Below are 12,502 nucleotides of genomic sequence, written 5' to 3' on the forward strand. Positions count from 1 at the left end.
CCCTTTAACCTTTTCCCTTTTCCCACCTCTTGCAAAAACCACTTTTGCAAGAGGTCTATTACAGAGTTTGAGATTGCTTCTCTGCGAGACGCTACGCGAACGCTACACTCCGTTTCGCTCGCAATGACAATTGGGCATTTTTTTACTTGGAGTACTCTTATGTGTATTAGCAAAACCTGTACTGTGATACCGCTTTTCCCACAAAATTCTTGCGATTGCTTCACTTCACTTCGTTCCGTATTCTTCAAGAAGGCGTTCCGCCAACGCAATGACAAATGTATATTTAATTTTGCACGACTACTTAAGAGAAACAGACCATTTAAAATGGCGCAAAAGTCCGAAATATAATTCTTTTGACTTTTGACTTACTCGGCAGCGGTATTAGGGACTTCCAGAAATTAAATTATCCAATCAGTAAGAGCGAAGACGATGATCAAAATTCTTCCTCCCCCAGTTTCAAAAACCATGAAATTAACATCACTGCACGTCAAGCAATAGTAACGCAGGAACTGCCATCACTAGAGTAAACCACAGCCATCAGCTTGAACCTCTGCTTCAAACTCTAATTAGCTACAAACTGGCGAATCAGTTACTTGAGTTACTACGGGATTATCTGGAAAGCGTTTAGGTCTGCCTGGTTTGCGTTTATGCCGCTGATTAATTGACTTTTCGCTAGCTGCTGCCAATTCTTCAGGTGTGCATTTAAATAGACGCAAAGCATCTAAATATTTTTTTGGTGTCATTGTGGGTTCTGTACGCCCAGCTTCCCAGTTGCGAACACTGGTTTCACTGATTGCAAGCCTGAAGGCAACCTCTGCACGGCTAAGACCAGCACGTTCTCTCAGGACTTGCATATCCATATTCCATGCTCCCTTGAAAAACTTATATTGTGTTTATTAAATCGATTGACACTTTAATATCAACTGTCAACAGTATATTAACTATATTCTTTTATAAGCGATCGCCTCCCCCTCTGGCAAACGAGGCAACTTTATATTTGTGTACTATCCCGTACACAACCTGCGTTCAAAACAACAAAAGTCCGTGCTTACTTGTGCCTAATAGTAATGTTAAATGTGGTAATTCTATGTAAATACTCTAGTTTTACTGTGCATCTCGATAAAACTTTGAGAAATACATTTTACCCAAATTATTTGTTTAGACATTTTTGCTGACTATTCTCAAATTAATTATTTGAGTCTGGTAGTTAATTTGCGTCAGAAAGAGTTTTACTAGCCCCTGAAGATTGAGACTTAATGAGACTAAAAAACATATAAATTTATGCAAACAAGAATCCCACGCCCAGATACGAAGACACTCAATCCAGTTTGCGCCTTTGTATCTGTACGTGAGATTTCTAGATAGCGATCGCTCTTACCCTGAGTTGTGTAGCTTAACGCAACCAACGTGCTGCGTCTTTGGCATGGTAGGTCAAAATCAAGTCTGCGCCAGCGCGTTTAAATCCAGTTAAAGTTTCCATGACCACACGCTGTTCATCAATCCAGCCATTGAGAGCAGCAGCTTTGATCATGGCATACTCACCCGAAACATTATAGGCGGCAACGGGAAGGTTGCTGGCTTCCTTAACGCGCCAAATGATGTCCATATATGCCAAGGCTGGCTTCACCATCAGCATATCAGCGCCTTCAGCGATATCTAGTTCAATTTCTTTAATCGCTTCGCGGGCGTTACCTGGGTCCATTTGGTAAGTTCTGCGATCGCCAAATTGCGGGGTTGAATCGGCAGCATCCCGGAATGGACCATAATAAGCCGAAGCATACTTAGCAGCATAGGACAAAATCGGTGTATCTTGGAATCCCGCTTCATCCAAACCCGCACGAATTGCTTGCACAAACCCATCCATCATTCCGGAAGGCGCAATAATATCAGCACCAGCTTTGGCTTGGGAAACTGCTGTTTTTTTCAGTAATTCTAGAGTGGGGTCATTTAATACCCTTCCCGTTAAATCACCAACTTGCAAGTAGCCGCAGTGACCATGACTTGTGTATTCACACAGACAAGTATCAGCCACGACAATTAAATCTGGTACTGTTTCCTTCACCGCAGTAGCTGCTTTTTGTACAATCCCACAATCATGCCAAGCACCAGTAGCATCGACATCTTTATCTGCGGGAATACCAAACAGAATGATGGCGGGAATTCCTAGGTCATAAACTTCTTTTGCCTCTTCAACAATTTTGTCTACCGAAAGTTGGTAAACACCAGGCATAGATTTCACTTCATGAGCAATTCCCTCGCCTGGTACTGCAAACAGTGGGTAAATCAAATCATTAGTAGATAAAAGAGTTTCACGTACCATCCGGCGCAGTTGGGGATGGGTACGCAGACGGCGAGGGCGGTGAGTTGGAAACATAAAGTTTTATGAAGAATTACAACGCAAATGGACACAATATAAAGCGTCACAAAAGCAAGGAAAAACCTTACTCAGTTAGGACAGACTACCAGCAGTGCTTAACTGTCCTTTGCCCTACTGTTGATGAAGCTGTGGGGCAATTTCGTATTGTACAGCGTGGCAGACATCTCTTCGACGTACTGCAAAAAAACAAGATTAAAAATCCCCTAAAATTACAGCGAATTTCAAGTTAGTGAAGTACAGATCCTAAGCCTCAAACCCAAGCATAAAGACTGTTTTACTTCTGAATTCTAACTCCTGAATTCTGCTGTAATTAAACAAATTGGGTAATGAGTAATCGATAAAGTTTGTTTCTCAACTCAAACAATTTTCAATTACCCTGCAAAAATTATTAGTTACCAATTACCATTATTGACGTTAAAAGACGCGGAAACCGAACACATAACGGCATAGTTAATCTAAGTTGCTAATTACCAGGGCAATGGCCGCAATAGTTAGCTCTTGATGTAGTAGATACCCGATAACTCGCAGGGGAACAGTAAATACAAAGTCAGCCATAGCACTGCTGCAATCTATTGTTCCATAAAGGTATACATTAAAGTCGAAATTAATAGATTCTTTGGCATTTTCTTTGACTACAGACTCATCTGTTACAAATAATTGGATTATAGGGAAGCCTAAAGATAGAAGCTGAGTGTTTTGGCTGGTCTGTGTCCTAAATTGCTATCGCTTATTACTTTGTGCTAGTTAGCGATCTTACAACCCGATCGCGTGCGCCCTTGTTTTAAGATTAAAAGACTTACCAAACCAGAAAAAAATTAAGTTAAGTTAAATAGCAGGCAAACAAATACACTTATGTCAACTGAACTTCAGTCAGATATTCAAAAAGCAGTTGAACTTCGTCGCAACTTTGCGATTATTTCTCACCCTGACGCGGGGAAAACGACACTCACTGAAAAGCTCCTATTATACGGAGGCGCAATTCACGAAGCTGGGGCAGTCAAGGCACGTCGAGCCCAGCGAAAGGCTACCTCTGACTGGATGGCAATGGAACAACAGCGGGGTATTTCCATTACTTCCACAGTATTACAATTTGCTTACCAAGGTTGTCAGGTAAATTTGTTAGATACCCCTGGACACCAAGACTTTAGTGAAGATACTTATCGCACTCTTGCCGCAGCAGATAATGCAGTGATGCTGATTGATGTGGCAAAAGGCTTAGAACCTCAAACTCGCAAATTATTTGAAGTTTGTAAGTTACGCGGGATTCCTATTTTTACATTTGTTAATAAACTCGACCGTCCAGGAAGGGAGCCTCTGGAATTGTTGGACGAGATCGAGCAAGAATTGGGATTGCAGACCTATGCAGTCAACTGGCCCATTGGCATGGGCGATCGCTTTAAAGGTGTGTTTGACCGAGATCGACAACAGATCCACCTATTTGAACGTAGCGCCCACGGTAGCAAAGAAGCTAGAGATACGATAGTCGATTTGGGCGATGCCAGAATTGAGGAAATGCTAGAACAGGATCTCTACTACCAACTAAAAAACGACTTAGAACTATTAGAAGGAGTAGGACCGGAACTAGATCTAGATTTGGTACATCAAGGAAAAATGACGCCAGTGTTCTTTGGTAGTGCCATGACCAACTTTGGGGTAGAGCTATTCTTGAATTACTTCTTGGAATATGCCCTGAAACCAGGCAATCACAATAGCAGCGTCGGAGAAGTTCCTCCTACCTACCCAGAGTTTTCTGGGTTTGTTTTCAAACTTCAGGCTAACATGGACCCGAAACACCGCGATCGCGTGGCGTTTATTCGCGTCTGCACGGGTAAGTTTGAAAAAGATATGACGGTGACTCATGCCCGAACCGGGAAAGTTGTCCGTCTGTCTCGCCCGCAAAAACTCTTTGCTCAAGAGCGAGAATCGATTGATGAAGCTTATCCTGGCGATGTGATTGGTTTGAACAATCCTGGTGTTTTTGCTATTGGCGATACAATTTACACTGGGCAAAAGCTGGAATATGAAGGAATTCCCTACTTTTCGCCAGAATTGTTTGCGACTCTGAGGAACCCCAACCCTTCTAAGTTTAAGCAATTTCAAAAAGGCATAGCGGAATTGCGCGAAGAAGGTGCAGTGCAAATTATGTACTCAACTGATGAAGCCAAACGCGATCCAATTTTAGCGGCGGTGGGTCAGTTGCAGTTTGAGGTAGTGCAGTTTCGCTTACAAAATGAGTATGGTGTGGAAACCCTGCTAGAATTGCTGCCCTATAGCGTCGCCCGTTGGGTAGAAGGCGGTTGGGAAGCTTTGAATAAGGTGGGACGTATATTCAATACCACCACAGTCAAAGACAGCATGGGACGCCCAGTATTGCTATTCCGCAATGAATGGAATTGCCAACAGTTACAGGGAGATCATCCAGAGTTGAAGTTAAGCACGATCGCCCCAGTATATTCCGGTCAACAACCAGTGGAGGGATAATTCCGGACGCGATTGATTGGCTAGGGTATCTAAATTCATGCGCTTTGGCGCAAACTTGGATCAGTTAGAAGAGATGGGAGTGCCAGAATTTCTATGCCTTCACATGCCGATTTGTCTTTGGAGGCTGGTTTAGTTGCTCTCAAGCAGGGAAATTATCAAACAGCGATCGCTCAGTTAGAGCCTGTTGCTAGCAATCAGAAAAATGACAATGCTGGCTTGCAAGCCAGGGTTGGTTTAGTGATGGCTTATGCACGCAGTGGACAAGTCTCAAAAGCGATCGCCCTGTGTCAAAATCTCCTTGAGAGTCCAAATCCGCAAGTTCAAGAGTGGGCAGAACGAGCTCTTGAACATTTGAAAAAACGCCAAAAACGTCAAAACACATCTTCAAATTCTGCAACTGGATTTGTCGCTTTTGAGAATTCCAATGTGGATGCTGCTGAGTCAAAACAGCAGGCAAAACAGACAGTGGTGAAAGCCGCAAGCTCCACTGGCACTTCATCCACCATACCAGCAGGTGGCTACCAAAATCCAAATCTAGAAACTCCTATTGGACCAAGTAGTTTCATTGGCTCTGTTAATCGCCCCCAAGCTAAATCATTCAACATTTATTGGCGTCATGCAGGACGAGCTAAAGTTTGGCAACCCCTGCATAAGCTGAATTTAATACCTTTAAAATTACTGACAGCAGGAACATTCATCGCCCTATTTTGGGTGATGCGGGAAATGCTCCGGCTAGCAATGAGTTTAACCAATCAGATTTTAGTCAAGCTACCTTACCTAAAGCCATTGCAATTTTTATATCGCGATCCAACTGTGGTTGTATTCGTGGTATTGGCGATCGCAATGGCACTGTCACCTTGGTTACTAGATTGGCTATTGAAAAAATTTTATGGGCAGCAAGAGTTGTCCAAAGATATTTTAAATGGCTACAGTCGCGAAGCCATTCGAGTACTACAGCGTTCTTGCCAACAAAGAGGTTGGCAGTTTCCCAAACTGCGAATTTTGCCAATCGCTGCCCCAATGGCGCTGACTTATGGTAATCTCGCCCGCAATGCCCGAATAGTAGTTAGTCAGGGACTATTAGAACAGCTGGCAGATGATGAAATTGCCGCGATCTACGCCATGCAGTTCGGGCAGATTGTAAACAGGGATTTTGTGGTGATGTCTCTGGTATTGCTGGTGACAATGACTGTTTACATGCTGTATCAGCACATATCAAAGTGGGGCAGCAAATATCAAGGATTTTGGCGTTGGCCTGCCATAATTTTAGCTAGTCTCGCTTATGGGGTTTGGGGTTTGCTGACTGGTACGGCTTTGTGGTTGTCTAAGTTGCGGCTTTATTATAGCGATCGCTCAGCCTCAGAAATTACCGGCAACCCTAATGCCCTAATTCGCGCCTTACTAAAAATTACTATTGGTGTTGCTGCTGATATTGCCAAACAAGAACAAACTAGTTGGCATTTAGAAAGCTTGAATCTCCTAGCACCAGTTAGCTATCAACAGAGTATCTCTTTGGGTAGTGTGGCGGGTCATATTCCCTTTACATCTTTATTGATGTGGGAAAATTTCAATCCTTATCGCCGTTGGTTTACCCTCAACAACAGTCATCCTTTGATTGGCGATCGCATCCAACGCCTCTGCAAAATCGCTCGTCACTGGCATTTAGAACCAGAACTACATCTTACCAGCGAACAAGCTTTGAGAGGTAACCATCAGTCCTTTCTCTTACAAATAGCTCCTTGGCTGGGTATTCCCTTAGGTTTTTTGTTTGCGGGTCTCATCTGGCTGGTGTGGCAGTTGGGATTTGCACTGAAAATTTTGAATCTGAAATGGATATATGAGGATTGGTCGTTTGTTACAGGTTGCTTACTGATTGGCTTTAGTATCGGTATGGTCATTCGGATGAATGCCTTCTTTCCCGATATCCAACCTGCTAACGTGCAAACTGACGATCGCCTGCCTAACTTGTTAGCTAATCCATCTGCTATCCCCATTGACAGCATTAATGTCTGCCTTGCTGGGAAGCTATTAGGCCGCCAAGGTGTTGGCAACTGCCTAGCACAAGACTTAATTTTGCAATCTAATATTGGGTTGGTGAAATTGCACCACATTCCCTGGCTGGGACAATCAATTAATCCTCAAGACTGGATCGGTCGGCAGATTACTGTTGTTGGTTGGTTCCGGCGAGGTGCAACCCCTTGGATTGATATCCAATCGCTGCAAACTCAAAACGGTAAAACCATTAACAGCGCTCATCCTATTTGGTCTACTGTCTTGGCAGTTGCAGCCCAGGCATGGGGAGCTTACATTTTCTTGAGAGGTTAAGGGAAAGGCAAAAAGAGGCGGTGAGCCACTTGCGGTGCATGGGTTTCCCGGCATAAGCAAAGTGGTGAACCCGAAGGGTGACTCGGGGACGCAGGGAAATAACAAATGCCCAATGCCCAAAAATGTAAAGAAACATTGCAGTTTCTCTGAGCAAGTGTTACATTTATTTACATAACTAGCCTAATCTACAGAACTCAGCGCACTAGCTCAGTTATAGATAGCCAACACTTGCGCCGATCTATCCTTGTATTCTCCCAACACAGCAGTAAACTAACCAGCCACTGGCTGGTTTTTGTTTCACAATATCTCTGGTTGAGAAAAAAATGTATTTTATGTTACAATTTCCTTGAACTATATTGCCAGAAATGTATGCGCTGAACTAGCTACGTAGAAAATACCGTGATAATGTAAGGAATGGTGTTTTATTCTGCGAACAGGGGCATAAAATAAAAGTTTACTTTAGTAGTTAGTAAACTATTAATTTACAATTCTTAGAATTAAGGTGGTATGTAATCAAGCGTCGTGTACGCTTTTGTATTAAACAAGCTTGATCCCGACGAAAAATTGTATTGTATAGGTTGACAGTTTTGAGTCGAAAAATTTTGTTTATGGCAAATTTGGTCAATAGCATCTATGTAGTAGCCAAAGCCAAGCGATAGTTTTCTCACTTTGCTATTTTTATTCAACTCTGGAGGTATAGTTCATGTCCATTCGCCTATATATAGGTAATTTGCCAAAAGAAGAAATAGATCGTCAAGAACTGCAAGCAGTTTTTGCTGCCGAAGGTGATGCTGTCACCACAAAACTAATTAAAGACCGGAAAACAGGCAAATGCCGTGGCTTCGGTTTTCTCACGGTCAATAATGATGAACAAGCAGATCAAATTATTGAAAAGTATAATGGTCAGTTGTTCAAAGACACGCCGATCAAGCTAGAGAAGGCATTACCTCGCAATAAAGGTGAGGAGGGTGAGGAGCAAGCTCCTAAAGTGGCCCAGAATGCTGGTGGCGGGACTGCTGCCCCTGTTACCCATAAAGAAAGCAACCGTCGCGAGAAAAGTTCTAAGAAGCCTCGGCGTGGTAGTAGTAGCAGTAGTGGTGGACGCGACAATACCACAACATCTGACTCAGATGCTATTCGTCCAGATCCCCGTTGGGCTTCTGAATTAGAAAAGCTGAAGCAGATGCTAGCTGCACAAACTACAAATTAATCTCCAAGGGGAGTGTGATTAAAAATTAAAAATCAGATTTTTTTTGATTTTTAATTTTTAATTTCCAATTGGGCTGGAATACCAAAGTCTGGAATTCAGTGTTGTAAGGTCTTTGTGGCAAGAATAGACTCTGCCGTATAAACTCTGGTTTTTTGTTTAATACTTTAAAAAGTAGATTCCTCTGTTCGCTGGAACTATGTTGTGACAGCAGAGGAAATCCCCAACCCTACCAAGACAGATTTGGGGTTTTTGGAAGTGATCGCCAATTTGTAAGTTATGCTTCCTACAAGATTTTTGCTATTTGGTTTTTGAAATCCGCATAGTAGTTCAGTGCGTTGGAGGGGTTCCTACAGGGTGAGTGACTGTTAATCCCGAGTAGACGCGCCTGATAGATATAAAAATTATATTGTTATAAATAGTCATTAAAAGTTTTGTGGTAAAGGGAATAATATTCCTAGCAGACAAGCAAACTTTGCCTGGATAGACTTAAGTTTTTAAGAATTAAATTTAATATTTGTAAAAATTAATACTTGCTTCAGGGAAAATTCTGTGAAAATTCTCTTAATAGAAGATGATAAACAAATAACTTCACTGCTTATAGAAGCACTTTCAACACTTAATTATCAGATTGAGACTACTAACGATGGACAGACTGGACTAGAGTTAGTCAAAGCATTTGATTATGACCTGCTGATATTGGATGTAATGCTTCCAAGACTAGATGGGATTAGTCTTTGTCGCCAAATTCGTTTGGAAGCATATCAAATGCCAATTCTGATGCTGACTGCAAAGGAAGACATTAGCGTGCGCGTCATTGGATTAGAGGCGGGCGCTGATGATTATCTTATCAAGCCTTTTGAGTTATCAGAGCTAATAGCAAGAATTCGGGCCTTAATGCGGCGAGGAAAGGCTATTTTAGCAAAAGCGCTAGTTTGGGAGAACTTAGAGCTTGATACCAATATCAAAGAAGTTATGTATGCAGGAAAGCGCCTGCACCTTACGCCTAAAGAGTATGGTCTATTAGAACTTTTTCTAGAAAATCCCCGTAGGATATTTAGTAGAAGTGTCTTACTAGATAGAATTTGGTCTGCTGATGAGTTTCCTGGGGAAGAGGCTGTAACAACCCACATTAAGGGTTTACGACAGAAGCTAAAAGCTGTGGGAATGACCGCAGATTTGATCGAAACAGTTTATGGGTTGGGTTATCGCCTGAAAGAAGAACCCAAGAAATCAAATGGGAAAACAGTTTATAGTTCAGAATTAGCAGATACAAGCCAAGCCGAAGCTAAGATTATGGCTGTAGTGGCAAAGATGCGGGAAGAGTTTCAGAAGAGTTTTCAAGAAAAGTTTGAGTTATTAGAACAAGCGATCGCTCAATTATCAAGTGTAAATCCAGATAAAAGTATACTGAAACAAGCACAAGCAGAAGCTCATCGCCTAGCTGGTTCTTTGGGGTGTTACGGATTTTTGGAAGGTTCTAAGGTGGGGCGGGAAATAGAACAGTTGCTAAACAAACATAGCAGCCCTCACCAAAGTATGGCTTTACAGTTGGCGGAGTTAGTCAAATTGTTAAAACAAACATTGCAGCAACAGCCATGTTCGCCTGCTAACTCTAGCATCTCACAAACTCAACCGACACAACTGCTAATTGTTGACGACGATACTACACTGACTGAACGTATTAAATTAGAAGCACTATCCTGGGGTTTTCACGTAGAGATAGCAGCAAATCCAAAAACAGCGAGAACTAAACTGGCTCTAAATCCCCCCGAAGTTATCTTACTAGAGCTATCATTTCCTGACCAAGAGGAGAATGGTTTCACACTGCTGGCAGAACTCACACAGAATCATCCTGAAATTCCCGTCCTAGTATTTACTAACAGCAATCAACTGCACAACAGAGTAGAAGCTGCACGTCTAGGCGCACACAGCTTTTTAAACAAAACTATGTCTGTTGTTGAAGTACTAACCGCAGTCAACATGGTGTTTAACCAACAAATTACCACCGATGCCAAAGTTCTAGTAGTAGATGACGATCCTTTAGTGCTACATCAGGTTAGCACTTTGCTATCGCCTTGGGGACTGCAAGTAATACCATTACAAGAGCCTCAAAAATTGTGGGAAGTATTGGAATCTATTAAACCCGATCTGCTAATTTTAGATGTTGAGATGCCATATTTTAATGGTATAGAGCTATGCCAAGCAATACGTGGCGATCGCTTTTGGAGTCGCTTACCTATATTATTTCTCTCTGCTCATTTTGAACCGGAAATACTATATAAAGTTTATGCTGTCGGAGCCGATGACTATATAAGGAAGCCAATTGTCGAACCAGAATTAGTTGCCCGAATATTAAATAGGTTAGAACGGACACATCTTAGAAATAAATTATTACATAAATATTACCAATAGCCAGTTTGATACCATGCTCGCAAAACGTATCTTAGTAATTGATGATGAAAAAAATCTCTGTATAGTAATTAAAGCCTGTTTAGAAAATATCGGACGTTGGCAAGTCTTGGTGGCACAGTCTGGTAGTGAAGGCTTGGCTTTAGCTCAAACTGAACATCCCGATGCAATTCTCTTAGATGTAATGATGCCAGATATAGACGGAATGGCACTTTTCCAGAGATTGCAAGATAATTCGAGTACTAGCGAAATTCCAGTTATTTTACTAACCGCTAAAGTACAGACAGTAGACTTAAATGAATTTTCCTTGTTGGGAGTCGCGGGGGTAATTGCTAAACCATTTGACCCTTTGCGTCTATCGGAACTAGTTGCAAGCACTTTGGGGTGGCAGTTGTAAAGCGAGCCTAGGGTACATTATTGGCTATCTGTTATGGAAATTATATTTTTTAGGAATTAGCCACAAATACTCAGAATTTCCTCATAATTATCTTTTAAATTTATAACTAGTTAGTTGAGACACCGTAATAAATAGGAGATAACGAAATAATTGGGCTGATTATTTGACTTTCTTTCTCAGCAAAAAACAATATAGCGGTTCTTAATTGCATTAAACACAGCATATATTGTGAGGGATATGTATCTTGGCTGTCTTAGGAGGGCAAAAAGCTTATCCTAGCAGAAAAAACTGTCTTGTACTCAGTAGACTTCTTGCAGAAGTCGGTAAAAGGGAAAGGGGAAAAGGGGAAAGGAACTCAAAACCCTTTCCCTTTAACCTTTTCCCTTTCCCCCCTCTTGCAAAAATATATTTTTGCAAGAGGTCTAGTTAAGAACCGTTATCTCTCTAGTATTTCGATCTTTAAAATTGGCATTTTTATATGTCCAGCAAGCGTATTCTTTTGATTGATGACGAAAAATCTTTAGCCACAGTAATTCAGGCCTGTTTGGAAAACTTAGCTGATTGGACAGTGCTAAAGGCTGAATCCGGTAGAGAAGGGTTACTCAAAGCCCAAACTGAAAGGCTAAATGCCATTCTGCTTGATGTAATGATGCCAGATATAGATGGATTTACGGTGTTACAAGAGTTAAAAAATAATCCTGTAACTCAAAGTATTCCGGTAATGTTAATCACTGCCAAAGTCGAACCTACCACACATAACCAATATACCGAGTTGGGAATTGTGGGTGTAATTAATAAACCTTTTGATCCTTTGAAGCTGGCAGAACAAGTAGCAGCTATGATGGGTTGGAAATAATTACATTTCAGAGAAGTGCATTTAAAGCTAAATTTACACTTATTATTAGCAAGTCAATAAGATAGGATAACTAAAAAATATGGAAGAAAGTTTTATTCCTGATCAAAACTATAAATATGATAAAAGCAGCGCAGGAAATGCAATTTTTCAAGCTTATTTATCTGCTTTTTTTCGCCATGCGGCATACGTTTGGAGATTATACAATTCTGGTAATATCAGTGAATTACAAGCAGAGGAAAGAATTAGTATGGCTTGGCAGAGGCTGAAACTTATGCAAAACGACAAGCTAGAATACCAATTCAACGTTCATAATTATGGTGCAAAAACTGAGTTTTTTTAGTTAAATCTATTAATCTTAGCTGAAAGTAAGAACATACAGCAGAATGTAGGAGTTAGAATTCAGAATTCAGAAGTAAAACAGTCTTTATGCTTAGGTTTGAGGCTTAG

General features: G+C 41.4%; 9 protein-coding genes and 1 pseudogene. 7 read left to right on the forward strand and 3 right to left on the reverse strand.

Annotated elements, in window-relative coordinates; genetic code table 11:
* Positions 1-566: 566 nt before the first annotated feature.
* The 3 genes and pseudogenes from BV372_RS14945 to BV372_RS14960 all read right to left on the reverse strand — a co-directional run.
* Positions 567-860 (reverse strand): DNA-binding transcriptional regulator, encoded by a 294-nt coding sequence (locus BV372_RS14945; protein ID WP_086687290.1) that lies wholly within the window; start codon positions 858-860, stop codon positions 567-569.
* A gap of 533 nt (positions 861-1,393) precedes the next feature.
* Positions 1,394-2,374, reverse strand: coding sequence for a porphobilinogen synthase (hemB, locus tag BV372_RS14950; protein ID WP_086687291.1), 981 nt, complete (start codon positions 2,372-2,374; stop codon positions 1,394-1,396).
* Positions 2,375-2,827: 453 nt separating this feature from the next.
* Positions 2,828-3,058 (reverse strand): annotated as a pseudogene (locus tag BV372_RS14960) (DUF4870 domain-containing protein); the annotation flags it as partial.
* A gap of 171 nt (positions 3,059-3,229) precedes the next feature.
* Between BV372_RS14960 and BV372_RS14965 the strand changes: the two are divergent.
* The 7 genes from BV372_RS14965 to BV372_RS14995 all read left to right on the forward strand — a co-directional run bounded on the left by BV372_RS14965 (position 3,230) and on the right by BV372_RS14995 (position 12,395).
* The gene (locus tag BV372_RS14965; protein ID WP_086687294.1) at positions 3,230-4,858 is read left to right on the forward strand and encodes a peptide chain release factor 3; all 1,629 of its coding nucleotides are present in this window, start codon (positions 3,230-3,232) and stop codon (positions 4,856-4,858) included.
* Positions 4,859-4,951: 93 nt separating this feature from the next.
* Positions 4,952-7,183: a M48 family metalloprotease gene (locus tag BV372_RS14970; RefSeq protein ID WP_086687295.1), complete on the forward strand. Its 2,232-nt coding sequence runs from the start codon at positions 4,952-4,954 to the stop codon at positions 7,181-7,183.
* A 703-nt stretch (positions 7,184-7,886) separates the two neighbouring features.
* The gene (locus BV372_RS14975; protein WP_086687296.1) at positions 7,887-8,393 is read left to right on the forward strand and encodes an RNA-binding protein; all 507 of its coding nucleotides are present in this window, start codon (positions 7,887-7,889) and stop codon (positions 8,391-8,393) included.
* Between the two features lie 549 nt (positions 8,394-8,942).
* Entirely contained in the window at positions 8,943-10,805 is a 1,863-nt protein-coding gene (locus BV372_RS14980; protein ID WP_086687297.1) for a response regulator, read from the forward strand.
* Between the two features lie 13 nt (positions 10,806-10,818).
* Positions 10,819-11,199, forward strand: a complete 381-nt coding sequence (locus tag BV372_RS14985) for a response regulator (RefSeq protein ID WP_086687298.1) — start codon at positions 10,819-10,821, stop codon at positions 11,197-11,199.
* 478 nt (positions 11,200-11,677) lie between these two features.
* Positions 11,678-12,055, forward strand: a complete 378-nt coding sequence (locus BV372_RS14990; RefSeq protein WP_086687299.1) for a response regulator — start codon at positions 11,678-11,680, stop codon at positions 12,053-12,055.
* Positions 12,056-12,134: 79 nt separating this feature from the next.
* The gene (locus tag BV372_RS14995) at positions 12,135-12,395 is read left to right on the forward strand and encodes a hypothetical protein (RefSeq protein ID WP_086687300.1); all 261 of its coding nucleotides are present in this window, start codon (positions 12,135-12,137) and stop codon (positions 12,393-12,395) included.
* Positions 12,396-12,502 lie beyond the last annotated feature (107 nt).

Source organism: Nostoc sp. T09, from assembly GCF_002154695.1.
Classification (GTDB): Bacteria; Cyanobacteriota; Cyanobacteriia; order Cyanobacteriales; family Nostocaceae; genus Aulosira.